The organism is Bacillus haynesii (genome assembly GCF_001969855.1).
Taxonomy (GTDB): Bacteria; Bacillota; Bacilli; order Bacillales; family Bacillaceae; genus Bacillus; species Bacillus haynesii.
Genome location: NZ_MRBL01000011.1, coordinates 70,359 through 96,251 on the forward strand (window position 1 = coordinate 70,359; position 25,893 = coordinate 96,251).

The 25,893-nt window shown below is 46.6% G+C and carries 27 protein-coding genes; 4 read left to right on the forward strand and 23 right to left on the reverse strand.

The window, feature by feature from the left end; translation table 11 throughout:
* Positions 1-9: 9 nt before the first annotated feature.
* Positions 10-183: a 30S ribosomal protein S21 gene (rpsU, locus tag BTA31_RS10675; protein ID WP_003183654.1), complete on the reverse strand. Its 174-nt coding sequence runs from the start codon at positions 181-183 to the stop codon at positions 10-12.
* Between the two features lie 185 nt (positions 184-368).
* Here rpsU and BTA31_RS10680 point away from each other — a divergent pair, with 185 nt between their 5' ends.
* Positions 369-1,301 (forward strand): Na/Pi symporter, encoded by a 933-nt coding sequence (locus BTA31_RS10680; protein ID WP_076791441.1) that lies wholly within the window; start codon positions 369-371, stop codon positions 1,299-1,301.
* A gap of 22 nt (positions 1,302-1,323) precedes the next feature.
* Here the strand turns inward: BTA31_RS10680 and deoC are convergent, their stop codons facing one another.
* From deoC to gpr, 13 genes are all read right to left on the reverse strand, one after another.
* Positions 1,324-1,995 carry a deoxyribose-phosphate aldolase gene (deoC, locus tag BTA31_RS10685; RefSeq protein WP_076791443.1) on the reverse strand — a complete coding sequence of 224 codons (672 nt, stop codon included), beginning with the start codon at positions 1,993-1,995 and terminating at the stop codon, positions 1,324-1,326.
* Positions 1,996-2,084: 89 nt separating this feature from the next.
* Complete coding sequence (gene mtaB / locus BTA31_RS10690; protein WP_043928575.1) at positions 2,085-3,440, reverse strand: tRNA (N(6)-L-threonylcarbamoyladenosine(37)-C(2))-methylthiotransferase MtaB; 1,356 nt, start codon at positions 3,438-3,440, stop codon at positions 2,085-2,087.
* Between the two features lie 2 nt (positions 3,441-3,442).
* Complete coding sequence (locus BTA31_RS10695) at positions 3,443-4,210, reverse strand: 16S rRNA (uracil(1498)-N(3))-methyltransferase (protein WP_043928576.1); 768 nt, start codon at positions 4,208-4,210, stop codon at positions 3,443-3,445.
* Between the two features lie 24 nt (positions 4,211-4,234).
* Complete coding sequence (gene prmA, locus BTA31_RS10700) at positions 4,235-5,170, reverse strand: 50S ribosomal protein L11 methyltransferase (protein WP_043928577.1); 936 nt, start codon at positions 5,168-5,170, stop codon at positions 4,235-4,237.
* 23 nt (positions 5,171-5,193) lie between these two features.
* Positions 5,194-6,306, reverse strand: a complete 1,113-nt coding sequence (gene dnaJ / locus BTA31_RS10705) for a molecular chaperone DnaJ (protein WP_076791446.1) — start codon at positions 6,304-6,306, stop codon at positions 5,194-5,196.
* Positions 6,307-6,490: 184 nt separating this feature from the next.
* Positions 6,491-8,329, reverse strand: coding sequence for a molecular chaperone DnaK (gene dnaK, locus BTA31_RS10710; protein WP_076791447.1), 1,839 nt, complete (start codon positions 8,327-8,329; stop codon positions 6,491-6,493).
* Between the two features lie 23 nt (positions 8,330-8,352).
* Positions 8,353-8,937: a nucleotide exchange factor GrpE gene (gene grpE / locus BTA31_RS10715; RefSeq protein WP_043928580.1), complete on the reverse strand. Its 585-nt coding sequence runs from the start codon at positions 8,935-8,937 to the stop codon at positions 8,353-8,355.
* A gap of 77 nt (positions 8,938-9,014) precedes the next feature.
* The gene (gene hrcA, locus BTA31_RS10720; protein WP_076791449.1) at positions 9,015-10,046 is read right to left on the reverse strand and encodes a heat-inducible transcriptional repressor HrcA; all 1,032 of its coding nucleotides are present in this window, start codon (positions 10,044-10,046) and stop codon (positions 9,015-9,017) included.
* Positions 10,047-10,126: 80 nt separating this feature from the next.
* Positions 10,127-11,266, reverse strand: a complete 1,140-nt coding sequence (gene hemW / locus BTA31_RS10725) for a radical SAM family heme chaperone HemW (RefSeq protein WP_076791452.1) — start codon at positions 11,264-11,266, stop codon at positions 10,127-10,129.
* A 59-nt stretch (positions 11,267-11,325) separates the two neighbouring features.
* Positions 11,326-13,164, reverse strand: a complete 1,839-nt coding sequence (gene lepA / locus BTA31_RS10730; protein ID WP_043928583.1) for a translation elongation factor 4 — start codon at positions 13,162-13,164, stop codon at positions 11,326-11,328.
* A 146-nt stretch (positions 13,165-13,310) separates the two neighbouring features.
* Positions 13,311-13,634 carry a YqxA family protein gene (locus BTA31_RS10735; protein WP_023855247.1) on the reverse strand — a complete coding sequence of 108 codons (324 nt, stop codon included), beginning with the start codon at positions 13,632-13,634 and terminating at the stop codon, positions 13,311-13,313.
* Between the two features lie 14 nt (positions 13,635-13,648).
* Positions 13,649-14,854, reverse strand: a complete 1,206-nt coding sequence (gene spoIIP / locus BTA31_RS10740) for a stage II sporulation protein P (RefSeq protein ID WP_076791455.1) — start codon at positions 14,852-14,854, stop codon at positions 13,649-13,651.
* A 117-nt stretch (positions 14,855-14,971) separates the two neighbouring features.
* On the reverse strand, positions 14,972-16,078 hold the full coding sequence (gene gpr / locus BTA31_RS10745) for a GPR endopeptidase (protein WP_050820711.1): 1,107 nt from the start codon (positions 16,076-16,078) through the stop codon (positions 14,972-14,974).
* 203 nt (positions 16,079-16,281) lie between these two features.
* Here gpr and rpsT point away from each other — a divergent pair, with 203 nt between their 5' ends.
* Positions 16,282-16,548: a 30S ribosomal protein S20 gene (gene rpsT / locus BTA31_RS10750; RefSeq protein ID WP_003183682.1), complete on the forward strand. Its 267-nt coding sequence runs from the start codon at positions 16,282-16,284 to the stop codon at positions 16,546-16,548.
* 324 nt (positions 16,549-16,872) lie between these two features.
* On the opposite strand, the gene BTA31_RS10755 is transcribed toward rpsT, so the two are convergent.
* Together BTA31_RS10755 and holA are read right to left on the reverse strand one after the other, a co-directional pair.
* On the reverse strand, positions 16,873-17,166 hold the full coding sequence (locus tag BTA31_RS10755; protein ID WP_065644218.1) for an RNA polymerase alpha subunit C-terminal domain-containing protein: 294 nt from the start codon (positions 17,164-17,166) through the stop codon (positions 16,873-16,875).
* A gap of 433 nt (positions 17,167-17,599) precedes the next feature.
* Entirely contained in the window at positions 17,600-18,625 is a 1,026-nt protein-coding gene (gene holA / locus BTA31_RS10760) for a DNA polymerase III subunit delta (RefSeq protein ID WP_167370608.1), read from the reverse strand.
* 230 nt (positions 18,626-18,855) lie between these two features.
* Here holA and BTA31_RS10765 point away from each other — a divergent pair, with 230 nt between their 5' ends.
* A complete protein-coding gene (locus tag BTA31_RS10765) occupies positions 18,856-18,987 on the forward strand; it encodes a YqzM family protein (RefSeq protein WP_003183686.1) in 132 nt (43 codons plus the stop codon).
* Between the two features lie 24 nt (positions 18,988-19,011).
* Here the strand turns inward: BTA31_RS10765 and BTA31_RS10770 are convergent, their stop codons facing one another.
* The 3 genes from BTA31_RS10770 to BTA31_RS10780 all read right to left on the reverse strand — a co-directional run bounded on the left by BTA31_RS10770 (position 19,012) and on the right by BTA31_RS10780 (position 22,671).
* Positions 19,012-21,399: a DNA internalization-related competence protein ComEC/Rec2 gene (locus tag BTA31_RS10770; RefSeq protein WP_076791461.1), complete on the reverse strand. Its 2,388-nt coding sequence runs from the start codon at positions 21,397-21,399 to the stop codon at positions 19,012-19,014.
* A gap of 4 nt (positions 21,400-21,403) precedes the next feature.
* Complete coding sequence (locus BTA31_RS10775) at positions 21,404-21,973, reverse strand: ComE operon protein 2 (RefSeq protein ID WP_003183690.1); 570 nt, start codon at positions 21,971-21,973, stop codon at positions 21,404-21,406.
* Between the two features lie 68 nt (positions 21,974-22,041).
* Positions 22,042-22,671, reverse strand: coding sequence for a helix-hairpin-helix domain-containing protein (locus BTA31_RS10780; protein WP_076791463.1), 630 nt, complete (start codon positions 22,669-22,671; stop codon positions 22,042-22,044).
* 82 nt (positions 22,672-22,753) lie between these two features.
* Between BTA31_RS10780 and comER the strand changes: the two genes are divergently transcribed.
* On the forward strand, positions 22,754-23,575 hold the full coding sequence (gene comER, locus BTA31_RS10785; RefSeq protein WP_076791466.1) for a late competence protein ComER: 822 nt from the start codon (positions 22,754-22,756) through the stop codon (positions 23,573-23,575).
* Positions 23,576-23,643: 68 nt separating this feature from the next.
* Here comER and BTA31_RS10790 read toward each other — a convergent pair whose 3' ends face one another.
* From BTA31_RS10790 to BTA31_RS10805, 4 genes are read right to left on the reverse strand one after another with little or no spacing between them, the layout of a single operon-like run.
* A complete protein-coding gene (locus BTA31_RS10790; RefSeq protein WP_076791469.1) occupies positions 23,644-24,399 on the reverse strand; it encodes a class I SAM-dependent DNA methyltransferase in 756 nt (251 codons plus the stop codon).
* Positions 24,396-24,752, reverse strand: a complete 357-nt coding sequence (gene rsfS / locus BTA31_RS10795) for a ribosome silencing factor (protein ID WP_003183699.1) — start codon at positions 24,750-24,752, stop codon at positions 24,396-24,398. Before rsfS ends, BTA31_RS10790 begins: the two co-directional genes overlap by 4 nt.
* Positions 24,753-24,765: 13 nt before the next feature.
* Complete coding sequence (yqeK, locus tag BTA31_RS10800) at positions 24,766-25,329, reverse strand: bis(5'-nucleosyl)-tetraphosphatase (symmetrical) YqeK (RefSeq protein ID WP_076791471.1); 564 nt, start codon at positions 25,327-25,329, stop codon at positions 24,766-24,768.
* Complete coding sequence (locus BTA31_RS10805; protein ID WP_076791473.1) at positions 25,319-25,888, reverse strand: nicotinate-nucleotide adenylyltransferase; 570 nt, start codon at positions 25,886-25,888, stop codon at positions 25,319-25,321. Before BTA31_RS10805 ends, yqeK begins: the two co-directional genes overlap by 11 nt.
* Between the last annotated feature and the right edge of the window lie 5 nt (positions 25,889-25,893).

A 25,893-nucleotide genomic window follows, 5' to 3' on the forward strand; every position in this document is an offset into this window, starting at 1 on the left:
CACCCTCTTTTAGTATTTGCGCTTTCTTGCAGCTTCAGACTTTTTCTTGCGTCTTACGCTAGGTTTTTCATAAAATTCACGCTTTCTTGCTTCCTGCAAAGTACCTGTCTTTGATACACTGCGTTTGAAGCGACGAAGAGCATCTTCAAGCGATTCGTTTTTTCTAACGACCGTTTTTGACATTCTCTTTCCCTCCCTCCGAATACACCAATCGACTGCTTTAAAAAAAGACATACATATAAACATGTACTTTGACATTATAATATAAGCCTCCGGTAAGGTCAACCAAGGAGAATCGTTTTATTGTTCAGTCATGATTTCGGCAGCTTGTCTGTATATATTTATAAAGGAGGCTGTTCGAAAAACTGATGGTGATCTTGATCTTATTCGTATTATTGATCGTTCTTTTTCTCAAAGGCATGAGCATGCTGAGAAAAGGCTTGATTTCGCTGACATTTGAAAAAATCGAAAAGCGGCTGCTGCTGTTCACGGATCATCCGGTGAAAGCCTTTTTGGTCAGCATTGTATTTACGGGGATTTTGCAAAGCAGCTCGGCATTTATGGTGATCGTGATTGGCTTTGTCTCAGTAGGCGCCCTTTCATTTAAACGTTCGATTCCGCTCATTTTGGGGACAAACATCGGGTCCACCTTCACAACGGAATTTTTAGCGGTGAAACTGGAATTTTTGATTTTTGCCCTTTTTGCTGCAGGTGCTGTTCTTTTCATTGCCGGAAAATCCCCTGTTCGGCAAGTGGGCGTAAGCATGATCGGCTTGGGGGTTATTTTTTTCTGTATCAGCGGCTTCAGCCGGCTTGCCGTGCCGCTGTCACAGCTAGACTCGGGCGCTTATATCGTGCAGCTTGCTGAAGGTTCACCGCTTTACGCCTTGATTATCGGCACCGTTTTGACCGCGATGATTCATTCCAGTTCGGCGTGTGTCGGCATCCTGATGAGCTTTATGGATCAAGGTGTCGTCGGTTTGACCGGAGCGATGAGCGTTGTTCTCGGCTCCAATATCGGGACATGCATCACAGCCGTGATGGCATCTTTCAAAGGCGGAGCTGCAGCCAGACAAACGGCTTATGCCCATGTGCTGTTTAATGTCATCGGTGTAGCAGCTGTATACCCCATGCTCTCATCAATAACAGGCTTTATCTCCGGACTGTCCGAAAGCCCCGCTCAGCAGATTGCCCATTTCAGCCTGCTGTTCAACGTCGTCACGTCCCTATTGTTTCTGCCGCTCACAAATCTGTTTCATTCGCTGATCATGTTTCTCATTCCAAACAAAAACCAGGCCTGATAAACGCCTGGTTTTTGTCTGATTAGTAGTCTTCATCCGCTGTTAAGCCGTTGACAATCGACACACCCGCGCTCGCTCCGATTCTCGTCGCTCCGGCTTCAATCATGGCAAGGGCGCTTTCCTTATCGCGGACGCCCCCTGAAGCTTTAACGCCGATATCAGGTCCGACAGCGTCCCGCATCAGTTGAATATCCCGGACTGTCGCACCGCCTCCGGAAAAGCCGGTCGATGTTTTGACAAAGTCGGCGCCTGCTTTTACGGCCAGTTCACAAGCCAGCCTTTTTTCTTCATCCGTCAACAGTGACGTCTCAATGATGACTTTTACGAGAGCTTTGCCATCGGCCGCGTCTGTCACCGCTCTGATATCATGTTCCACGGTTCCCGTATCGCGGTCTTTTAATGCACCGATGTTGATCACCATATCAACTTCACCGGCTCCATCTGCAATCGCCTGCTTGGTTTCAAAAGCTTTTGTTTCCGGAGACGTTGCACCTAAAGGAAAGCCGATAACCGTGCATACTTTCACCTCTGAATCTTTAAGAAGCTCGGCGCACAGCTTTACCCAGCATGGGTTAATGCAAACGGAGGCAAAACCGTAAACACGGGCTTCTTTGCAAAGCGCTTCAATTTCGGATTTGACAGTATCGGGCCTCAATACAGTGTGATCGATCATTCGCGCCATTTGTTTTGTCATCGTCCTGACTCCTTTTCAAGTGGTTGTCTCTTATGATATTCGCAAAAAAAGCCGGAACACCTTTTTTGTGTACCGGCTAAATTGATCATTTATGACGATAAGCGGATGCTTTCATGGACGTCATCTTCGGCGACGCGGACGAACTGTCCTTTGTTGTACGGATAGCCTGCTTTTAAAATCTTCACTTTTACAAGCTGGCCGATCAGGTCCTCTGAACCTTCGAAAACGACCTTCATATAGTTGTCCGTGTAGCCGACAAACAGGTTGTCTTCACCCGTTTCCGTGAACGGCTCTTCCGGAATGATCTCCAGAACATCGCCTTCATAGTCTGATGCATACTCTTTCGCAAGCTGGTCTGAAAGTGCGATCAGTTTATGAACCCTTTCGTTTTTCACGTTCTCGTCAACCTGGTCGTCCATGCGTGCTGCTGGGGTTCCGGTCCGTTTGCTGTACGGGAAGACGTGGAGCTCGGAAAACTTGTGTTCTTTAATAAAGTTGTACGTCTCCATGAATTCTTCTTCCGTTTCACCCGGGAAGCCGACGATCACATCAGAAGTAACTGCAAGCCCGGGAAGAGCTTTTTTGAGTTTCGTCAGCCGATCGGCGAAAAACTCCATCGTATACTTTCTCCTCATCCGCTTTAAAACGCTGTTTGAGCCGGATTGAAGCGGAATGTGAAGGTGTCTGACGATCTTGTCTGAGCGGTCAAGCACTTCGATGACTTCGTCTGTAATTTGGCTCGCTTCGATTGAAGAGATACGGATTCGTTTCAGACCTTTTACACGGCTGTCCAGTTCTTTCAACAGCTGCGCAAAGTTGTAGTCTTTCATATCTTCTCCATAACCGCCGGTGTGGATACCGGTCAAAACGATTTCTTTATAGCCGGCATCAACGAGCTGTTGCGCCTGGCGGATGACTTCCTCAGGGTCGCGGGAACGAAGCAGGCCGCGCGCCCACGGAATGATGCAGAATGTGCAGAAATTGTTGCAGCCTTCTTGAATTTTCAAAGAAGCACGCGTTCTGTCGGTAAATGCAGGAACATCAAGCTCCTCAAACACTCTTGCTTTCATAATGTTGCTGACGCCGTTAATCGGCTGTCTTTCTTCCTGGTACTGCTTAATAAAGCCGAGCATTTTTTCGCGGTCTTGTGTTCCGACGACGATATCAACGCCCGGGATCGCCATGATTTCCGCCGGGGAAGTCTGGGCGTAGCACCCTGTCACGCAAATGACGGCGTCAGGATTTTGGCGGATCGCCCGTCTGATCACCTGGCGGCTTTTTTTATCACCCGTATTTGTGACGGTGCATGTATTAATGACGTATACGTCCGCCGAACTTTCAAATTCTTTTCTTTCGTAGCCGGCTTCTTTGAAAAGCTGCCAGATTGCTTCTGTTTCATAATGGTTGACCTTGCAGCCAAGTGTATGAAATGCAACGGTTGCCATTGTTATTCACCTCTTAATAACTCTGTATGATAAGAAACTGCTGCCAACGCGTACAGCGGAGCTGTTTCCGCCCTTAAAATCCGCGGACCGAGCCCGCAGGCGAGGGCTCCTTTTTCTTTAAGCGCCTCAATTTCATCTTCTGAAAATCCGCCTTCAGGACCGAACACCATGAGTACGGATGATCCTTCCGGCAGGCTTTTGAGCACGGATTGAAACCGGCTCGTTTCGCCTTGCTTTGATGACTCTTCGTATGCAACGACACATTTATCGAAGTCCTCAAGGCTCTCAAGCAAACGTTGAAACGTGTGAATCGGCGCCACATCGGGAATCGCGTTTCTGTGGGACTGTTCTGCGGCTTCCTTGGCGATTTTCGCCCACCTTTCCCGCTTTTTCTTCGCCTTTTTTTCATCAAGTTTAACAACGGAGCGCGATGCCTGAAAAGGAATAAACGAGCTTGCACCGAGCTCTGTCCCTTTTTGAATGATCCATTCCAGCTTATCTCCTTTTGGAAGGCCGTTTGCAATATGGATCTGGACGGGCAGTTCGCGTGTTTCCCCCGTCCATTCGATTACGCTCAATAAAACCTCTTCTTTTGTGACGGACTCGATCCGGCAGTTCGCTTCATGGCCGTCTTTTGCACAGCAAATGACCTCGTCTCCGGGAGACATCCTCATCACAGTCGCAATATGATGAACGTCTTCACCTTTGATCGAGAACGCGGGTGCGGCTGTGACCTCTTGTTTTGATTGTTCGATAAAATATCGTTGCATACGACTTGTCACACCTACTAACGATTATTTTTTAGCGATGATGCTGACCCAGTCCTCCATTGAAAGAACCTCAACGATCGTAAAGCCTTCATTCACCAGTGCATCTTTGACTTCCTGTTTTTTCTGCTGGATGATCCCCGAAGTAATGAAATAGCCGCCGTCTTTCAACAGGCTGTATGCCTGATCCGTAAAGCGCAGGATGACCTCGGCCAGGATGTTGGCGACGATGATGTCTTTTTCCCCTTCGACGCCGTCGAGCAGATTATTTTGCTTGATCTCGATATGATCGCTGACTTTATTGAGCTTGGAGTTCAAGCGGGCGCTTTCAACGGCTACAGGATCGAGATCATATCCTTCAACCTGTTTGGCGCGAAGCATGGCTGATGCAATGCTCAAAATGCCTGTTCCCGTTCCGACATCCACAACCGAATCCCCTTCTTTCACATACCTTTCGAGTGCCTGTATGCAAAGTACGGTTGTCGGGTGTGTGCCTGTTCCGAACGCCATTCCCGGGTCCATCTCGATGATGAGCTCATCCGTATGAACCGGTGTGTACTCTTCCCATGTCGGAACAATCGTAAATTTCTCGGAAATTTTTACGGGATGATAATATTTTTTCCATGCTGTCGCCCATTCTTCTTCGTTAACCTCGCTGATGGTGATTTTGTTGCGTCCGAGGTCAATATCATACAGCAACAGATTATTGATGGTTTCCTTGATTCCTTCTACAGTCTCCCCCAAAAAGCTGTTGATCGGGAGATACGCTTTGATGATGACTCCTTCATCAGGGTAATCATTGGGATCGAGCTGGTAGATTTCTCCGTATACATTCTCACGCTCTTTAATTAAATCAAGCGGATCTTCAATCACTACTCCACTCGCACCAGCTTCATGTAAAATATTCGAGATGGGCTCAACCGCTTCATGTGTCGTGTGAATGCAGATTTCGGACCATTTCATACTACCAACTCCTCATCCAATCATTAATCGCCTTTGAAGGCGCGCTTTACTTTATCGAAAAAACTCATTTCCTGTTCATCCGGCATATTTCCGCTCACTTCTGCAAATTCGCGGAGAATATTTTTCTGGTTTTCTGTTAAATTCGTCGGTGTCACGACGCGGACAACAATGTGCTGGTCACCTTGCCCGTACCCGCGTACGTTGGCAACACCTTTTCCTTTTAAGCGGAACTTGGTGCCCGTCTGCGTGCCCGCCGGCACTTTTAATTTTACTTTACCGTGAAGAGTAGGCACTTCGATTTCGTCCCCAAGTGCAGCCTGTGCAAATGTCAGCGGCATTTCGCAGTAAATATCGTCTCCATCGCGCTCGAAAAATTCGTGTTCTTGGACGCGGAAAACGACGAATAAGTCACCTGACGGACCGCCGTTGATCCCCGGTTCACCCTGTCCGGCTACTCGAAGCTGCTGGCCGTCATCCACACCCGCCGGGATGGTGACATTGATTTTCTTGCGTTTTTTCACTTTTCCTGTACCGCCGCAAGTTGAACATTTGTGCTTAATTTGCTTACCCGTTCCATTACAGTAATGACATACTCTTCTGTTGACAACTTTTCCGAACGGAGTGGACTGCTCCATGTTCAGCTGGCCTGATCCGCCGCAGTGTGAACATGTTTCCGGCTTTGTTCCCGGTTTTGCGCCGGAGCCGCTGCATGTTTCGCACGTTTCTTCACGCGGAATTTCGATCGTCGTCTCTTTTCCGAAGGCTGCTTCTTCAAATGACAGTGTCATCGTATACTGCAGATCGGCACCCTGCCTCGGGGCATTCGGGTCTCTCCGCCTTGCGCCGCCTCCGAAAATGCTTGAGAAAATATCGTCAAACCCAAAGCCGCCGAAGTCGCCGCCGCCGAATCCCTGATTTGGATCGGTATGGCCAAACTGGTCGTAATGGGCCCGTTTTTGGTCATCAGAAAGTGTTTCATAGGCTTCCTTGACTTCTTTGAATTTTTCATCCGCTCCGGCTTCTTTGTTGATGTCCGGGTGATATTTTTTAGAAAGCTTGCGGTAAGCTTTTTTAATTTCATCTTTAGAAGCGCTCTTACCTACCCCAAGCACCTCATAGTAATCACGCTTACTCATCTCTTCACACTCCCGATTTTCTCACATAAATTAGATTGTATCATTTCAAATTATGTTTTTTCAATTCCTTTTGTCCTTTAGGAAGAAAAAAGTCAAAGTCAAGAGATCCTGACTTTGACTTTCATCGCCTGTAAGGTCATGTGCCGTGCAAACCGGGGTAAGCACAGCGCACATTTTATTTCAATTATTTTTGATCTTTATCGTCGTTTACTTCTTCATACTCAGCGTCCACGACATTGTCGTCGGCTTTTTTAGCGTCGGCGCCGCCGTCTTGCTGAGCCTGAGCCTGTTTTGCAGCTTCTTCGTAAAGCTTCATTGAAAGCTCTTGGACGATCGCTTGCAGTTCATCTTTTTTCGCCTTGATTTCATCAAGGTCATTTTTCTCGATCGCAGCTTTTAGCGCGTCTTTTGCTTCATTCGCTTTTTTCACTTGTGCTTCATCGGCTTTGCCTTCAAGATCTTTCAGCGTTTTTTCAGTTGTGAAGACAAGCTGATCCGCTTCGTTGCGAAGTTCGATTTCTTCTTTTTTCTTCTCATCCGCTTCGGCGTTTTCTTCAGCTTCTTTCACCATGCGCTCGATTTCGTCATCAGAAAGGCCTGAAGAAGATTTGATCGTGATGTTTTGCTCTTTGCCAGTGCCAAGATCTTTCGCGCTGACGTTGACGATACCGTTTTTATCAATGTCAAATGACACTTCGATTTGCGGTACGCCGCGAGGAGCCGGCGGGATATCTGTAAGCTGGAAGCGTCCGAGCGTTTTGTTGTCGGCAGCCATTGGGCGCTCACCTTGGAGCACGTGGATGTCAACCGCTGTTTGGTTGTCGGCCGCTGTTGAGAACACTTGAGACTTGCTTGTCGGGATTGTCGTGTTGCGCTCAATCAGCTTCGTGAACACGCCGCCCATCGTTTCGATACCGAGTGACAGCGGAGTTACGTCCAGAAGGACAACATCTTTGACATCGCCTGTGATGACGCCGCCTTGAATGGCTGCACCAAGGGCTACGACTTCATCAGGGTTGACGCCTTTATGCGCTTCTTTTCCAGTTTCTTTTTTGATCGCTTCCTGAACGGCAGGAATACGTGTTGATCCGCCGACAAGGATCACTTTGTCGATTTCGCTTGCAGAGAGTCCCGCATCTTGAAGAGCCTGGCGAACAGGGCCCATTGTGCGCTCTACCAAATGTGAAGACAACTCTTCAAATTTCGCGCGTGTCAGTGTCAATTCAAGGTGCAGCGGACCTGCTTCACCCGCTGTGATAAACGGCAGCGAAATTTGCGTGGAAGATACGCCGGAAAGGTCTTTTTTCGCTTTCTCAGCCGCATCTTTTAAGCGCTGAAGCGCCATTTTGTCTTTAGAAAGGTCGATGCCGTTTTCTTTTTTGAATTCTGAGACGAGATGATCGATGATCACTTGGTCAAAGTCGTCTCCTCCAAGGCGGTTGTCACCCGCTGTAGAGCGAACTTCGAATACGCCGTCTCCCAATTCAAGGATGGAAACGTCGAATGTACCGCCGCCAAGGTCGTAGACGAGGATCGTCTGATCTTCTTCGGTTTTATCCAAGCCGTATGCAAGCGCAGCTGCAGTCGGCTCGTTAATGATCCGCTCAACTTCAAGTCCGGCGATTTTACCGGCATCTTTTGTCGCTTGACGCTCTGCATCGTTGAAGTATGCAGGAACTGTGATCACGGCTTTAGATACCGTTTCACCCAAATAGCTTTCAGCATATGATTTCAAATGCTGAAGGATGATGGCAGACACTTCTTGCGGCGTGTACTTTTTGCCTTCGATTTCAACTGTATAGTCAGTGCCCATATGGCGCTTGACCGACATGATTGTGTTTGGATTCGTGATGGACTGGCGTTTCGCCACTTCACCCACCTGGCGCTCTCCGTTTTTAAATGCAACAACTGAAGGAGTCGTGCGGGCTCCTTCAGGATTTGGGATGACTTTCGGCTCTCCGCCTTCAAGCACTGCAACGCATGAGTTCGTTGTTCCCAAGTCGATTCCGATTACTTTGCTCATGATTTTTACCTCCTGCTATGTAGTTATTGATTGACTTTTACCATAGAAGGACGGATCACCCGGTCCTTAAGTTTATAGCCTTTTTGCAGTTCCTCAACGACTGCGTTTGATTCGTACGCTCCATCCTCAACCTGCATAACAGCCTGGTGCATGTTCGGATCAAATTGCTCTCCGACTGATGGAATCTGTTCAACTCCTTCATTTTTAAGAGCCTCCAAAATTTGACGGTGCACCATTTCCATCCCTTGAAGCAGGCTTTTCGTCTGCTCATTGTCAGGATCGAGCTGAAGTGCGCGCTCAAAGTTGTCAAGCGCCGGTAGCAATTCGCTGATGATGCGCTGGGAACGGTACTTTTCAGCAGCCTCAAGGTCAAGGCGTGCGCGTCTTTTGTAGTTTTCAAAGTCCGCCTGAACACGTAAAAGTTTATTTTCTTTTTCTTCAAGACGTTCTTGAAGTTCTTTTAGTTGTTTTTCAAGCATTTCTGTTTGAGTGTCTTCTGCCGGGGCATCAGCTTCAGCAGCCGTTTGTTCAGCTTCGGCTGTCTCCGCCTCTGTCTCGTTCAGTTCCTCTTGTTCGTTTAGCTCTTCGGTTTGTTTTTCTTCTGCCATCTGTGTTCACCTCCCTTAAAGGATGAGTTTCATGATAAAGAAGGGATTTCTCCCTTCTGTCTGTTTTAGGTACTGCCTTACCCATCATACAAACTTGTCAGCGCTTTTGACAAGTCAGATGATACGTGCTGAAGCAAACCGACGACGCGGGAGTAGTCCATGCGCGTCGGCCCGATGACCGCGATGGAGCCGATCTGTTTTGAGCCGACCGTGTATGTTGCGGTAATCAGGCTGCAGTTTTCCATTTCTTCATAGTCGTTTTCTTTGCCGATTTTAATGGTAATTCCAGACTCTGTCGACTGAAAGAGCCGGAGAATCTCCTGTTCTTTCTCAATGAGCGACAATAGCGATTTCACTCTGTCAATATCGTGAAATTCGGGCTGATTCAGCATATTAATCTTGCCGCCGAAAAACAGCCGGTCGGTTTGAACAGATGAATCCAGCGTTGCGCCGAGCGCGTGCAAAATCGTATCGTAATTTTGGATGTGCGACTTTAAGAAGATGACAACCTCTTTGAAAATCCTGTCTTTCAGCTCTGAGATCGGCACGCCTCTAAGGCGTTCATTTAATATATTCACCAGCTTTTCGAGATCGGAAAGATTGACCTCCGCCGGAAAATTAATCGTTTTATTCTCGACATGGCCGGTATTCGTTACTAGAATGGCAACGGCCTTCTTGGGCTGAACCGGTACAATCTGGATCTGTTTGAGATGATTTTCGCTCAGTCTCGGGCCGAGGACAATCGATGTATAATTTGTCAGGTCGGACAGCACTTGAGCCGACTTCTGCACGGCTTTTTCGAGTTCAAAGATTTTTTCTTTGAAAATCGAATGAATAATGTTCAAGTCCGTTTTTGACAGCTTTCCAGGTGAAAGCAAATGATCGACATAATATCGATAGCCTTTTTCAGAAGGAATCCGGCCTGAAGATGAGTGGGTTTTTTCGATAAAACCGAGCTCTTCCAAGTCAGCCATTTCGTTTCTGATCGTTGCTGAGCTGAATGTGATATCTTCCTTTTTGGAAAGCGTTCTTGATCCTACCGGCTGAGCTGAACGAATGAAATCGTTGACGATAACCTGCAAGATTAACAGCTGACGATTTGTTAACATCCATATCACCCCTGTTAGCACTCGACACAACTGAGTGCTAATTGTATATCAAAATTACCAAACCGAAATCAAAATGTCAATTATAACTCACCCAGGAATGCCTGAAACACTTCATTCCCCAACAGTTTTCCATTATGTGTTAAAAACACGTTTTTGTTCGTGTTCACAATCAGTCCTGTTTCTTCCAGCGAATGGAGCACTTTTGGGAAGAGATCGTCAACAGATCTTCCGTATTTTTCGAAAAAGCACTCTTTGTCTATTCCTGCGGATTTTCGAAGACCAAGAAACATTTCTTCTTCAATCTGTTCATTTTTTGTAACCCTGTGTTTTTCTTTATAAGGAAAACCTGACTGCTCAATCAGGTCGATATAATGTTTGACAGGACCGGCATTTACCGTTCTTTCACCATTGATATAACCGTGTGCGCCCGCGCCAAAACCGAAATACTCCTCATTGTTCCAATATGTGAGGTTATGTTTGCTCTCATATCCTTTTTTGGCGTAGTTGCTGATTTCGTATTGGCCGATGCCCGCTTCTTCCATTTTCCGCATAACGAGTTCGTACATTTCAGCTTCCTGGTCCTGCGGCGGCAGGTGAAGCCGGCCTTTTTTCATCAAGTTATAAAAAACGGTTTTCGGTTCGACGATCAGCGAATAGACCGAATAGTGTTCAGCACCGAGAGCAAGAGCCGTATCAAGTGATGAGGCGAGGTGGCCGATGGTTTGTCCGGGCAGACCGAACATCAGATCAAGGCTGATATTATCAAACCCCGCCTTTCGCGCTCTTTCAAAGGAAACGAGTACGTCTTTTTGCTCGTGGACCCTGCCGATTTTTTTTAGCAGCTCGTCTTCAAACGTCTGCACGCCAAAGCTCAGCCTGTCGACACCGGCAGCTTTTAGAACGTCCAGCTTTTCAGCCGATAAATCGTCGGGATTGGCTTCAACTGCAAATTCGGCAAGGCTTTCGGACGGTTTCAAAATGCGATGAATGGAATCGAGGAGCCGTTCGAGCTGCGCTGCAGACAACGATGTCGGCGTTCCTCCCCCGATAAAGATCGTTTTCAGCTCCGGATGTCCGGCTGCTTCCATTGAATTGGCCATTTCCTTCTCTAAGGAACGCAAATATTCATCAACCGGCTGAGATTGAATAAAAAACTTGTTGAAGTCGCAATAATGGCAAATGTGCTCGCAAAACGGAATGTGGATATATGCTGCTTTCATTGTTTTCACCTTCTTTTACAGGAAGAAGCCGCAGTGTGTTACGCTGCGGCAGCTCATGATTATGATTTCGGACCGCTGTCATCCATTTTCAGGACTGCCATAAAGGCTTCCTGCGGAACTTCGACAGAGCCGACCTGTTTCATTCTTCGCTTTCCTTCCTTTTGCTTTTCAAGCAGTTTGCGCTTTCTGGAAATATCCCCGCCGTAGCACTTCGCCAAAACGTTTTTGCGCATGGCTTTAATGGTTGAACGAGCGACAATTTTTGTACCGATAGCTGCCTGGACAGGCACTTCAAACTGCTGACGCGGAATGAGCTCCTTCAGCTTTTCGACGATAACCTTACCTCGTTCATAAGCATAATCGCGGTGAACGATAAAGGAAAGGGCATCGATTTTTTCGGCGTTCAGCATAATATCCATTTTCACGAGCTTGGACGGTTTATATCCGATGAGTTCGTAATCAAATGACGCATAGCCTTTCGTATTTGATTTAAGCTGATCGAAAAACTCGTAGACGATCTCCGCAAGCGGAATTTCGTAGACAATGCTGACGCGGTTCGCATCAAGGTACTGCATATCGATAAACTGACCGCGCTTGCCCTGGCACAGTTCCATGACCGCTCCGACAAAGTCGTTCGGCACCATCATCGTCGCTTTGACGAACGGTTCTTCCACCCGGTCGATCTTCTGCGGATCAGGCATATTTGACGGGTTATCGACGACGATTTTTTCACCGTCTGTCATGTACACGTCGTAGATAACGCTCGGCGCCGTCGTAATCAAATCGATGTTGAATTCGCGTTCAATCCGCTCTTGGATGATTTCCATGTGGAGCATCCCTAAGAAACCGCAGCGGAAGCCGAATCCGAGAGCCTGGGACGTTTCCGCCTCGTACTGCAGGGCTGAATCGTTCAGCTCAAGTTTTTCAAGCGCTTCCCGCAAATCGTTGTATTTCGCTGTATCAATCGGATACAGACCGCAATAGACCATCGGATTCAGCTTTCTGTAACCTGGCAGGGCTTCGGGCGCAGGGTTTTCCGCGCTCGTAATCGTATCCCCTACACGGGTGTCTCCGACGTTTTTGATCGCGGCCGTCAGGAATCCGACGTCGCCGACAGTCAGTTCGTCAACCGGAACGGCCTTCGGTGTGAAAACGCCGACTTCAGTGACTTCAAATTCTTTTCCGGTCGCCATCATCTTGATTTTTTGACCGGCTTTTACAGTACCTTGCACGACTCTGATATAGGCGACGACCCCGCGGTATGCATCATACAGAGAGTCAAAGATCAGCGCCTGAAGCGGCGCTTCCGGATCTCCGCTTGGTGCGGGAACCTTTTCAACGATCTGCTCCAATATTTCTTCAATTCCGATGCCTGCTTTTGCTGAAGCAAGGACGGCTTCTGAAGCGTCAAGACCGATAACATCCTCGACTTCCTGGCGGATGCGTTCGGGTTCTGCGCTTGGAAGGTCGATTTTATTAATGACCGGCAGGATTTCAAGATCGTTGTCAAGCGCGAGGTAAACGTTTGCCAGCGTTTGCGCCTCGATTCCCTGTGCCGCGTCGACGACGAGAATCGCGCCTTCGCACGCGGCAAGGCTTCTCGAAACCTCATACGTAAAATCGACGTGTCCCGGGGTATCGATCAGATGAAAAATATATTCCTCTCCGTCCTTCGCCTGATATTTCAGCTGTACGGAGTTCAGTTTAATGGTGATTCCTCTTTCACGTTCCAAATCCATTGAGTCGAGGAGCTGTTCTTTCATTTCCCTTTGAGTGATTGCCGCCGTTTTTTCCAAGATTCGATCTGCAAGCGTTGACTTGCCGTGGTCGATATGGGCGATAATAGAGAAATTTCGGATTCTCGACTGTCTTTGTAATCGTTTTTCTTTATCTGTCACACTAATCACTCCTACTATGAAACGCAATATGCGCTAGCTTAGATTATATCAATAGGGTTGTGAAGATTCAATGCTAAGTCACATATGCTTTCTAAACCCGAAAAAGAAAAAACGAGTCCTGCATCCGGCTCGTTTTTTTCTTTTACTTATTCCGTTTTTTCCTTTATCCAGTCATACAATGAACGGGCTGTGTTTGTGACCGAATCGGCCAGAGCGCGGCCGGCCGAGGAAAAGAGGTTGAAAGCTTCCAGCTGTTCCAGCTCTTTTTGTTTCTCCTCCAAATCGATTTGATGACCGAGGACTGAAGCCTCTTTTGCATCCCCTTCAGAGATGCTGAGCGCTGCTTTTAAATCTGGGTCCTGATACCCTTTCATTTCAATCATTCCGTTGTTCGCCTGCTGCATGCCGAGAAGGACGCCGAAAAACATAACACAGCAAGCCAATATGCATTTCCCCATAAAAGAAGCCACTTCCATCACCTGTCCTATTGTTTTTTCTTATCGTCTTCACCGGTGTCTGCATCAACTTTTTCAGCATTCCAGTACATCTCGCTGAATACATCCGCCATCGCTTCTGCAGCCCGCTCCAGCTCTTCGCGGTTATTATCTACGCCGCCAAATTCGATTAAGACGGATCTTTCGTTTAAATCCTGATTATATATGCCATTATCCCCGGCAGCTCCCTTAGATATAACACCGCGGCTCAAACCGGGATATTTTTTTTCCAGCCGTTCATGCAGCTCTTTTGCCAGCTTTAAGTTCGCTTCGAAATTAGAGCTCTTCTTGCCGAGCACAAATGCAACGCGTGCATAGCTTTTTCCATTGACAGTTGCGGTTGTCGCTTTCTTCCGCTGCGAATCCCTGTGAATATCGATAAAATACTGTAAATCTTTGTTTTGGGCCATCGCCTCTTTGACGACCGGCCTTGATTCATCATAGGAACGGGCATAGGCCCAACCTTTTTTCCGCAAATTCGCCTGAAAATCGGTTTTATCCACCATTGCCCCGACACCCTGCGATTTCATTGCATTTGCGAGCATATCGCTGACAAGCGTAACATTTGCTTTCGAATGAATTGCCCGATTAGGTTCCGTCTCACCTTTTAAAAATGGGAGATACGATTCCGTATTATGCGTATTGTAGATAAATACAACTTTTCGGTCACCCGTCGATTGCTCAGGAGGTTTTTCTTCTCCTGTTTTCTTTTTCTGTTTCCCTTCAAGCTCTGCAAGATTCGCTTCTCTCTCCTCTTTTAAGACCTCAGTCGGCGGAGGAGATTCTGACGGCATATTCGTATAATCCGTCCCTTGCCCGGCAATGAGAATTTCCGAGTCAAAATGAGAGAAGCCTGGAAGCTCCCGTCCGAGAAAACTTCGCGGATCTTTCAAATTAATGCTGGTCGCCAGCTTCAGAACGAGGGGGGAAAGCTCAAAGCGCTTATTCGGTTCCGGCAATTCTGATGCAAAGTAGTGGTTTTCCATTCCCAAAATGAGCCCAAAGGTCTCGCCCCCCAGTTCATCAGTCACCCGGTACAACGATGAAGACGGCCTTAACTCAGGACGCAGCGAAGTCAACACGCCTGATAAAATAAAAACGAGCAGCAGGCTGACGATAAATAAGAATACTGTCTTCACCGCGCTTCTTCCATTTACAGCCAGCACAAACTGCCGATTCCTGCCTCTTTTTCTCATTGTAAATCCCTCCAGAGCTTGTCTAGTAAATAGACTATGTACAAGATAGAGGAAGTAGAACAAGTTCCGGCAATGCTAAATGTCATGAAAAAAGCGGCCTGGTCAGCCGCCTTGATCTTAGTGGTTATACATTCCTTTATTGTCTTGCGATACATTTTCATGGAGCGCTGTGTTCAGACCGTTTGCAATCACATTTGCCATATCATCGATAAATGTATCGACCTCTTTAGGGGTCACCATTAAGTTATGGCCGAGCGGAGCGAGGACTTCATGGATCAGCTGCCTTTTTTCATCCTCTGCGAGGCCGCCGACTATACCGAGAAACGATTTGCGGTGCTCTTCATCGGGAAGGTCTTCTTCGGTGAGGACCTTTCTTTTCCCAAAGCTCATCCCCGCGGGAACGAGCGACCTGGACGGACTGTCATCTCTCATCTCTCTTCCAAAATGCTTCAGCATGTAATCAATCGTATCGCTCGTGATCGTGACGGCATCGACCACCGTTGGAACACCGATGGCGATGACCGGGATGCCGAGCGTATCCTTGCTTAACTCTTTTCTTTTATTCCCCACGCCAGACCCGGGGTGTATCCCGCTGTCTGAAATTTGAATGGTAGAATTCACACGCTCGATCCCTCTTGATGCCAGCGCATCAATGGCAATGACAAAATCGGGCTTTGAGCGATCGATCACCCCTTGGATAATGTCGCTCGTTTCAATTCCGGTCAAGCCCATGACTCCCGGGGAAAGCGCGCTCACCGGACGGTAGCCATCCTCTACATTTTCGGGCTGCAGCTGAAACAGGTGCCTCGTCACGAGAAGGTTCTCCGTCACGAGGGGGCCGAGCGAATCGGGCGTGACATTCCAGTTGCCAAGCCCTACAATTAAGCAGCTGGCATCCCGCGGAATGTTCAAATAATCGAGAAATGCGGAAAATTCCTTTGCGAACACATTGACGACTTTTTCCTGCAAGACGGAATCCTGCTGTCTGATCCCTTGTGTTTCAAAGGTTAAATAGCGGCCGGCTTTTTTCCCCGACAGCTTCGCTCCTTCTTCATCAATGTCCATCGTCTGAATTTTGATCCCGTCTTTTTCGTATTCTTTGACTGTAAACCCTTTCAGCTCTTTCTTTGGAGAAGCTTCCTTTTCCTCTGCCAGATCCCTCGCTTCCACGGCTAAGTCTGTCCGGACTGCATATTGACTTAAATCAAGCTTCTTTTTCTCCATATTTGCTTCCCTCCAAAAACATAACTGGTGTTAGTGTGCCCACAAGGTCTGCGAACATTCCCCCGAAGCGGAGCTTTCAAACAAAAATACTTTACATTTATATTGCAATCTAAGGGTGTGTTTGATAGAATACAATTTGTTCTATTGTTGAGATCTAACCTATAGAAAAGGAACAGAGGTTATGTCTTAGGAGGTGAAACACATTGCCAAACATTAAATCAGCGATCAAACGCACAAAAACAAACAACGAGCGCCGCGCGCACAACGCAACAATCAAATCTGCAATGCGCACTGCTATGAAACAAGTTGAAACTTTCGTAAGCAACAACGAAGCAGACAAAGCGAAAGCAGCTCTATCTGCAGCAGCAAAGAAAATCGATAAAGCAGCTAAAAAAGGTCTTGTCCACAAAAACACCGCAGCTCGTTACAAATCAAACCTAGCGAAAAAAGTGAACGGACTTTCTGCATAATAGAAAGCTTGGCCATGCCAAGCTTTTTTGCTTGCCGTCAAAAAAACGGCTCTCTTAGATGAGAAGCCGTCAGACCGCAAAAACAGCGCGATTCAGGTGTGTGCCGACAGAGAGGAGCTTTCATGCCAGCCTGTCAGCCATGTTTCACTCGCACGGAGCTATTTTTTGTTTTAAATGAGGCTGACTTCGGACAATTGTTTTCATTCAAACATATGATTATTGATTTTTATACGAAATGAGGAACTTCCAAAAAAGGAAGTTCCCTTGCTTATTTGATGAAATCAATTAAATTCTCGACTGTACAAGTATCATCATTCATGGAGTTTAACTTTTAAAAGATAACCCTTTTTCCTTCAAAGCAACCCGTAATTTAGGCAAAGATGCCGGTCCCATACCGTGAAATTTCAAAATCTCTTTTTCGCTGTATTTTGCTAGATGCTGCAAAGAAGTGATTCCATTGTGTTCCAAAGCTCGTCTGGCTGGTGCAGAGAGCAATGAAAGAAATCCGTTGTCAGGTTTGCGTTGTTGCTCACAAATCGGGCAAACTGGACAATCACTGCTTTTATAATACTCGTGTCCCTTGCTGCAAGTCCTTAAATTCTTTTTTAACGTTGTCATTTTTTCATTCCTCCCTTTCTCAAATATTATTTTCAACCTTTTTACAGCCTGCAGACTTTCAATGTTTTCGGTTTTATCTTTCCTGCCCCTTTGCTGAATAAACATTCGATGCCACGGCACGTTTCTTCCGGCTTTTGCATCCCACAATCCTATTGATAAGATCCTCAAAGCCGAAGCGAAGCGGTATGCAAAATATGTTCTAGCGCCTAAAGGCGAAGTTTGCCGATTTTGAAGGTAAACTAAGCAGCGTCTACGGCAAGTTTCTAAAGAAATGAAAATGCCGGAGTGTCTCACAAAGCGCATGAACAAGAGCCGGAAACAAGAAAACGGCGGCCGACAAAAGAGCAGCGAGCGAAAAAAAAAAGAACAAGTGAAAAGGCTGTCGGGATTTTCTCGACAGCCTGACGGCTCTCATAGTTAGAGAGCCCTTTTTTCAATCGGACTGCAAAAGCTTGAGTAAAAACAGCTCAAGCAAAAGCTGCTTGTCCTTTTTGCCTGTTTTCATTTCATAATCCATAACGGCGAGATGCTCGATGATGCTTTTCAGCTCTTCTTCAGAAAACAACCTCGCCTGGTCGATCGCGAGCTTCACCCTGAACGGGTGAACTTTGAGGTTTGAGGCGATTTGCTTTTGCCCGTACCCCTGCTGCGAAAAGTATTTGGTCTGCATCAAAAGCCTGAACTGGTTTGCGATCAGCGCCATCATTTTGATCGGTTCTTCATTTTGTTTTAACAGATCATAGAAAATCTGCAGCGCTTCTGTACGCTTCCGGTTCACAACCTTGTTGATCAATTCAAAAATGTTTTGCTCGAGACCTCTGGCAACGAGTTTTTTGACGTCTTCAAGCGTAATCGAATCCCGATCGCCGATATATGTACTAAGCTTCTTCACCTCTTGGGCAATGGCCGACAGGCTGGCATTACACAGGATGACAAGCTCCTCTGCCGCTTCCCGTTCAATGAGCTTCCCTTCTGATTTGGCAAGCCCTGCGATGAAATCAGCCGTTTCCCGGCCGTTCAGTTCTTTTGCTTCGACCATTTGGGCATGTTTTTTCAACAGCTTGGTCAGCTTTTTCCTCTCATCAAGCTTCTCATAAGGAGCGAGCAGAACAAAAACGGAATAAGGCGCCGGCTGCGCAATATAATCCTCCAGGCTCCCGAGGTTATGCTCCATTTTGTCTTTCTTTTTTTCAGCTGTTAAAAAAGACGGGTTTTTAGCAACAACAAGACGCTTCTCCCCCATAAACGGAAAAGTTTCGGCATCTTCAACAGCAAGGTCCAATGCCTCTTCTTCCAAATCAAATACGGAAAGGTTGAAATCCTTCGCCTCTTCATCAACGACAGCTTGTCTAATCCTTTGAACCGTCTCCTGCAGAAGATACGTCTCTTTCCCGTACAAGCAATAAACAGGATGAATGTCGTCTTTTTTCAAGCTTTTCCAAACATCAAATACCGTCATCTGCACTTTCCCCTCTTTCATCCTTCCTTTCTATCCTAAAGCGTGTTTTGCAATTAGTAAAGAGAGAAGCGGAGTCACCCCGCTCTCTCATTTATAATAAACGCCTTCCATAAACCCCCGGGTCAGTTTATAAAAGACGATGTTCATAAATTTTAGAAAACGGTTGCATGAAGCTCCTAGATTTTTGTAAAGAATTGAATTATACTGGATATCAATAGGAGGGGTAAATTGTGAATGAATTTGAAAAAGACGTGCAAAGCAAACGTAACGATCTTGTAGATTCAGGTGTCGGTTTTATCGTGTCTTTTGGCTTTTTCGCTACAATGTTTATTATCGCTACTGTTATACATCTGGCCGCTTAATCAAGCCAAGTCATGGACACCGCTTTACTCTCCGTCAGGCAAGCGGCTTTTTGACGACTGCTGTTTTTCAGCAGTCATTTTTTCTTGCGGGGAATGTACTTTATCATATGGAGGATGAAGCAAAAACGTTCCGTTCCCGCCTCGAAATAGGTACTGAATCGAACCGTGCCGATCCGTTCTGAACACCTTCACATCGTGACGGTTTAGGATGTCCAATACTTCCCCGTGGGGATGCCCGTAGCGGTTGTGCTCCCCCGCCGAAATGATCGCGGCTTTCGGCTCAATTTGCTTGATCAGCTCTTCCCCCGTTGAACCTTTGCTTCCATGGTGACCGACTTTCAAAATATCCGCTTTAAGATTCGGATATTCTGTCATCATCTCCTTTTCACCTTCCTTCTCCAAATCGCCCGTTAACAGCCACGAAAATCCGCCCGCTTTCATCCACAATACGAGGGAACCATTGTTTTTGCTGTTTTTGTCCGCTTCTTTCGGTGAAAGAACGTAAAATACAAGATTGCCAATATGAAGGATGTCACCTCTTTTGGCTACATTCACCTCGATGCCTTCTTTCAAGGCAAGGCGAAGCAGCTTTTCATCAGACGGTTCGGCTGCGAAGCCTTTCGGCACGATCAATTGCTTGACTTTATGTTTTTGAATCAGCACCTGTGCTTCACCGATATGATCCTGATCAGCATGGGTCAAAATTAAAGCATCGAGTTTCTTAACCCCTTTGGATGCCAGAAAAGGCATTAATACGCTCTCTCCCAGTGAAAAATCCTTCTTTCGATTTCTCCACCGCTCTTTCCGGAAGGATACGGTTCCTCCCGTATCAATGAAGACCGTGCCATTCTGACCGGGAGCGCTGACATACATGCTGTCCCCCTGGCCGATATCAAGCATTGTGACCTCTCCTTCTCCTGCAATCTGAGGAAGACATACGTGAATCACAAACACAGCAGCAAGGAGGCCGGACGGAATCATGACCGCTCGAAACGACATCTCTTTTTCAAGAATCAGCAAAAACAGAAAAATGGCTGCGAAGTAGAAAAACAACAAAATATCCGGCGGTTTAACCGCAGAAAAAACCAAAATATCCGCAGCAGACACCGCTTTAACAGCCTGATGGCTCCACACAAGCAGACGGTCAAGCACACAGGCTGCCGCCTCCCCCAAGGGACGAAAACACATGAAAGCCAACAGGCTTCCGAAAGACAGCGGCATGATGATGAAAATATAGAGAGGTATAAAAAGCAGATTCATCACTGTGCTGAGAAATGAAAACTCTTGAAAATGAAAAAGCAGAATCGGGAGGGAAGCGAGCTGAGCCAAAAATGACCCCAATAGCAGCTGAGAGATTCGGCTTTTCGGCCTGATCAAAATCTCTTTTGAAAGAATGAAAACGAAGGATACGGCAAAAGAAAGCTGGAATCCGGCTTGAAATAGCAGATAAGGATGATACAGCAGCAGTCCGAGGCAGGCGATGCTGATCACATCGGCACTTTTGAAGTTCTTTTTAAACAGTGATGCTAGCAGATAGATTTCAGACATGAAAACCGCCCTCATCACTGACGGGGCGCCTCCGGTCAAAACTGCGGCAACGGGCAGCCCGAAAACGAGCAGCCATTTTACGCATTCCCTCGTCATACCGAAGCGAATAAATATGTGGAACAGAGCGGCTGACAACAGACCGACATGAAGCCCGGAAATTGCTAAAAGGTGAATGATCCCAAGGCGCTGATAACCGTCCAGCACATCTTGTTCAATGAGAAACCGGTCTCCGAAAGTAAGCGCTCTTGCAATACCGGCAGCCGGGTCCGCCATATTTTCTTCTGTAAAATCAAGGCCCGCTTTTCGGATCTTCAATAGAAATGGCATAAGACCGCCGCCCGGCTTGCAGTTTTTAATGGACTGAACCGAAAAAAACCAGTGAATCCCTTTTTGATACAATGATTCTTTTTGATTAAAAGTTCCAGGCACCGTCTCTTTTTTCGGTGCTCTTAATTCACCTTGCATGACACAGATGCTTCCCGGCTGAAGAGCTGAGAGCGCCCGTTTTTCTTGTGGAGACCGGATCGTATAGCCCGCTTTTAGAGCTTCTCCCTTATCTGTTTCGGCCGTGAAAGAAAGCCGGTCTCCGTCTATTATGGGAATATCCCGGACAGAAGCGAGCGAGTGAAATTTGCCTTCATGATAAATCGTCGTATTGAAATGGTCGATCATGTAAAAAGAAGTGGCATATAAAATACAAATCGCTGCACATATGATAAAAAGGAGTATTTGTTTCTTGAAGAAACAGAGGATAAAGAACAGAAAAAAACTGATCATGAGGAAGAGATAAAGAGAAGAGTGAGCGGAGGCAATTCCGGCTGCCGCTGAAATTGCTCCGCACGGGAAGATACGATGTCTGTTCATCGGATTACACGTAGCTTGTAAACAGTTTATTGGCCTCTTCGTGTATTTTCCTGATCTCCTCTTCCTCAAGGCCTTTATCAGCCAGCTGTTTGATCAGATCGGCTACAAACGCTAACTTTTCTTGGTTTTTCAAGTCGATAATCATCTCATCGAGTTCTACCTGCTCGACTTTAACAGAAGCCTGATCGAAAAGTTCAACCGCATATGGATGGTTTTTGTAATCCTTCGCATAGTATATCGTTTTAATACCTGCCTGAATGATCGATTTACAGCATTGAATGCACGGAAAATGTGTGACATATATTTCAGCGCCTTCGGTCGGAACACCGAATTTTGCACACTGAAGAATCGCGTTCATCTCGGCGTGAATCGTTCTGATGCAATGCCCGTCCACCATATAGCAGCCTTCATCCGCACAGTGAACGCCTCCAGCGATCGATCCGTTGTAGCCTCCTGCTATAATTCGTTTATCCCTGACAATTGTCGCTCCTACAGCAAGCCTTGTACACGTGCTGCGAAGCGCCAGCAAATGGCTCTGCGCCATAAAATATTGATCCCAAGAAATCCGTTCCACTTGTTTTCCCTCCAAAAATACGATGTCGACTTCCCTAAGTTTACATATGTTTATCGGCAAACGTCAATTTACTTTACCGTGATTGAAGATTTTATTCTCTCAAAAGACTTTTCTCCAATTCCCGAAACGTTCGTGATGTCTTCTATTATCTGAAACGGTCCGTTCTCCTCACGGTAATCGATAACCGCTTCCGCTTTTGAAGGGCCGATGCCTGGAATCGCCTGAAGCTCCTCAGAGGACGCCGTATTAATATTGACGACATCACCGGAATTACCTTCTGCTCTTGAGCCCGCTTCTGAAAGAGAACCAGCTGTCTCTTCCCCTTCAAATGGAATGTAAACAACCATACCGTCCTGCAAAACGGCGGCCAGGTTAATTTGCTTTTGGTCCGCTTTTTTCACGGTGCCGCCTGCTTTTTTCAATGCATCGTGCACTCTGTCCCCCACCTTCATTTGATAGATGCCCGGATTTTTCACAGCGCCTTTCAAATCGATGATAACCGCCTCTTCCCCCGCGTTTTTTTCCCGCTTCGTCTCCTCTTTCTTGTCAAAAGTCTGTACAGAAGCTTCCTCAGGAATGGAGAGGCCGGATAAAGTTTCACGCTTTCCGCTTAACAGCATGAAGGCCGCGCTGATGATCAAGACGAGTGCAACGCCTCCCGCGGCATACCATTTATATTGTTTTAGCCAATCTGTCAAACTGCTCACCTGCTTTCATACATATTTTGACTAAAGCCTTCATATCGTTTAAAAGATACAGGTTCAAAGGAGGGGAGAACGATTGAATATCGGCTTTATCGGGACAGGAAATATGGGGACCATTTTAATTGAGGCGTTAATTGAATCCAGAGCAGTCATTCCCTCATCTTTAACAATTACTAATCGAACGATCGACAAAGCGTTAAACATAAAAAAACGATTCCCAGACATTCAGGTTGCAGAACGGCCGGAAGAAGTGATTACGGAAAGTGACACCGTGTTTATCTGTGTAAAGCCGCTGGATATTTATCCTTTGCTAAAGCGGCTCTCACCCGTCTTCACCCGCGATCAGATTGTGGTCACCATTACGAGTCCGGTGCAGGTCGAACAGCTGGAAGCCATCGTCTCCTGCCAGGCGGCAAGAGTGATCCCGAGCATTACGAACAGAGCGCTGTCCGGCGTGTCATTATTGACTTGCGGAGAAAGCTGCACAGCTGAGGCAAAAGAAAAATTGACGGCTTTAGTGAGCAAGATCTCAATCCCTCTCGAAATCGAAAGCGGGATTACGAGGGTCGCCTCAGACATTGTCAGCTGCGGCCCCGCCTTTATCAGCTATTTAGTACAGGAGTTTATTCAGGCGGCTGTCGAAGAAACATCCGTGTCAAAAGAGGACGCTATTTTAATGACGAAAGAAATGCTCGTAGGTTTGGGAAGGCTGCTCGAAACAGGCCATTACACACTGCCAGCCCTGCAGGAAAAGGTTTGCGTTAAAGGCGGTGTAACCGGTGAGGGAATTAAGGCGCTGGAAAGCGGCGTTCAGGATATGTTCCGCCAGATGTTCCGAAACACCCATTTGAAGTATGAAGAAGATATCGCCCTGGTCAAGAAGCAATTCTCCGTTTGATTCATTGTTTCACGAATGTGCTGAGATCTCAACTAAGGAAAAATGCATTATGAAAAACCATCGTTAAATTAAACGATGGTTTTTGTTTTTTTCGCTGTATAAAAATGACGTTCCGACTCTGCGCTTGGCTCCAATTTTGAAAAATCGGCAGTGACGCACTGTACCTCAAATCCGACTTGCTCCAATAAGCTGATGTACTTTTCCGTCTGGAAAGTCCGCTGTTCATGCGATTCATCAAACCTTTCGTACACGTCTCCGTTTTCTACGAAGAAGGTCAAATCGTGAACAGCTGAATGGGGCTCATCCCCCGCATAGCTTTGCCAGATGACGCTCACTTCTTCATCCTGATCGGCATACGTACTTCCCGGAAAAATGACATCCATTTTGTAAACGGAATGAACATCAAACAGAAGAAGGCCGCCTTCTTTTAATAGAGAAAAAACGTTTTTAAAAGTATCGAAAACGTCTTTTTCGTTTTTTAGATAATTCAGCGAGTCACAGCAGATCACGACCGCGTCGAACTCTTGCCCGTGCCCGGCAAGTTCGCGCATATCCTGTTGTAAGAACTGAATATCAAGCTGTCGGATGGCTGCTTTGTACTGGGCCTGGGCAAGCATGTCTTCGCTGATATCGATTCCTGTGACATCATAGCCTTTTCCAGCCAAGCGGACCGATATTTCACCCGTTCCGCACGCCAGATCAAGTACCCGTATACGTTCTTTCTGCTGTGCACCGATCATTTTTTCAATCCAACTGACCCACTGATCGTAAGGAGCGTGAGACATCAGCTTGTCATAAATACTGGAAAACCCTTTATAGATCATTCATTAACTCCGAACGAAAGATCTTCAATCGGCGCGTCTCCCCACAGCTTTTCAAGGTTGTAATAGCCTCTTTCCTCTTTGTGGAAAACGTGGACAACGACATCGCCCAAATCGATTAAAACCCATCTGGCTTCGTCAAAGCCCTCCATTTTCTTCACATCAATTCCATTTTCTTCAGCCTGATCCTTAATTTCCCGGGCAATGGCCTGAACTTGTTTGTCAGAGTTCCCATGGCAAATCAGAAAATAATCAGCCACGAGGGAAATCCCCTGCATATTCAAGGCGATAATATCTTCCGCCCGTTTATCATCGCAGGCCTCTGCGGCAATTTTTAAAATTGAAGCTTGATCCATTCAGTAATTCCTCCTAATGTCTATCGTTTACTAAAGCATTATATGTGGCGACCGTTTCCGGATAAACGGCCTGATTTTTTGAAATTAAAAAGGTAATCGTATTTTTCAATGCCTGGATAAGCGCCGAATCCAAATCTTCTTCAGCGAGAGTCCGAACCTCTTCAACCCCTGGAAAACGGCGGCCCGGTTCGATATAATCCGCTACATAAATCACTTTTTCAAGAAGAGTCATATTTGGCCTTCCGGATGTATGGAATCGAATGGCTGACAGGATGTCTTCATCCGTAATTCCGACCTCTGTTTTGACAAGTGCTGCTCCTGCCGGCGCATGCCAAAGTTCATGATGAAAATCGAGCACTTCAAGCGGTCCGCCCACATCGAGGATGATTTGTTTCATCTCCTCTTTCGGGCGAAATTTGGCATAGTCATGAAATATCGCGGCGGTTTCGGCTTTTTTCACATCTGCACCAAACCGTTCGGCAAGTTTTACAGCCGTCTCCATTACGCCGACCGTATGGATGTAGCGCTGTTCTGTCAGCTGTTCTTGCACGCAGGCTAAGGCTTCCTCACGTTTCATATAAACGATTCTCCTTCACATAGACCTTCACTTCGTCAGGGATTAAGTAATCTGTCGGCTGCTGATTTTTAATGCGGTCCCTGAGTAAAGATGATGACACTTCAAAAATAGGCACATCGACAAAAACGAGCGGATACGGCGTCTCAATTTGAAAGCCGGGCCGCTTCACCCCGACAAATTGAATCATGTTGACAAGCTTGTCAATGTTTGACCATTTCGGCAGGTATTCCACCATATCCGCGCCGATAATAAAGTAAAACTCATGGTCAGGGTATCGGTCTTTCAGCAGGCGAACGGTATCAAATGTATAAGAAGGGCCTTCCCTTTCGAGTTCGATCGTCTCCAGTTTAAATTGCTCTTTCCCCGAAATGGCGAGCTTCAGCATTTCCGCCCTGTGCATACTTAGCGAAAACGAGTTTTTTTGTTTATGCGGCGGAATTTGGTTGGGCATGAACCAAATTTCATCAAGATCCAGTTTGTACAGGACTTCATTTGCTATTAATAAATGCCCGTTGTGCGGAGGATCAAATGTCCCTCCAAAAATCCCGATTTTCCTCATGATTA

Excerpts from the sequence above, each read along its gene's own strand:
- rpsU (WP_003183654.1), bottom strand. The coding sequence starts at position 183 with ATGTCAAAAACGGTCGTTAGAAAAAACGAATCGCTTGAAGATGCTCTT.
- BTA31_RS10695 (WP_043928576.1), bottom strand. The coding sequence starts at position 4,210 with ATGCAACGATATTTTATCGAACAATCAAAACAAGAGGTCACAGCCGCA.
- mtaB (WP_043928575.1), bottom strand. The coding sequence starts at position 3,440 with ATGGCAACCGTTGCATTTCATACACTTGGCTGCAAGGTCAACCATTAT.
- yqeK (WP_076791471.1), bottom strand. The coding sequence starts at position 25,329 with ATGAAACGTGAGGAAGCCTTAGCCTGCGTGCAAGAACAGCTGACAGAA.
- BTA31_RS10680 (WP_076791441.1), top strand. The coding sequence starts at position 369 with ATGGTGATCTTGATCTTATTCGTATTATTGATCGTTCTTTTTCTCAAA.
- BTA31_RS10805 (WP_076791473.1), bottom strand. The coding sequence starts at position 25,888 with ATGAGGAAAATCGGGATTTTTGGAGGGACATTTGATCCTCCGCACAAC.
- BTA31_RS10770 (WP_076791461.1), bottom strand. The coding sequence starts at position 21,399 with ATGAACAGACATCGTATCTTCCCGTGCGGAGCAATTTCAGCGGCAGCC.
- holA (WP_167370608.1), bottom strand. The coding sequence starts at position 18,625 with ATGACGGTATTTGATGTTTGGAAAAGCTTGAAAAAAGACGACATTCAT.
- rsfS (WP_003183699.1), bottom strand. The coding sequence starts at position 24,752 with ATGGATCAAGCTTCAATTTTAAAAATTGCCGCAGAGGCCTGCGATGAT.
- spoIIP (WP_076791455.1), bottom strand. The coding sequence starts at position 14,854 with ATGAGAAAAAGAGGCAGGAATCGGCAGTTTGTGCTGGCTGTAAATGGA.
- grpE (WP_043928580.1), bottom strand. The coding sequence starts at position 8,937 with ATGGCAGAAGAAAAACAAACCGAAGAGCTAAACGAACAAGAGGAACTG.
- dnaK (WP_076791447.1), bottom strand. The coding sequence starts at position 8,329 with ATGAGCAAAGTAATCGGAATCGACTTGGGAACAACGAACTCATGCGTT.
- prmA (WP_043928577.1), bottom strand. The coding sequence starts at position 5,170 with ATGAAATGGTCCGAAATCTGCATTCACACGACACATGAAGCGGTTGAG.
- BTA31_RS10790 (WP_076791469.1), bottom strand. The coding sequence starts at position 24,399 with ATGATCTATAAAGGGTTTTCCAGTATTTATGACAAGCTGATGTCTCAC.
- BTA31_RS10755 (WP_065644218.1), bottom strand. The coding sequence starts at position 17,166 with ATGACAACGTTAAAAAAGAATTTAAGGACTTGCAGCAAGGGACACGAG.
- gpr (WP_050820711.1), bottom strand. The coding sequence starts at position 16,078 with ATGGAGAAAAAGAAGCTTGATTTAAGTCAATATGCAGTCCGGACAGAC.
- hrcA (WP_076791449.1), bottom strand. The coding sequence starts at position 10,046 with ATGTTAACAAATCGTCAGCTGTTAATCTTGCAGGTTATCGTCAACGAT.
- deoC (WP_076791443.1), bottom strand. The coding sequence starts at position 1,995 with ATGACAAAACAAATGGCGCGAATGATCGATCACACTGTATTGAGGCCC.
- hemW (WP_076791452.1), bottom strand. The coding sequence starts at position 11,266 with ATGAAAGCAGCATATATCCACATTCCGTTTTGCGAGCACATTTGCCAT.
- dnaJ (WP_076791446.1), bottom strand. The coding sequence starts at position 6,306 with ATGAGTAAGCGTGATTACTATGAGGTGCTTGGGGTAGGTAAGAGCGCT.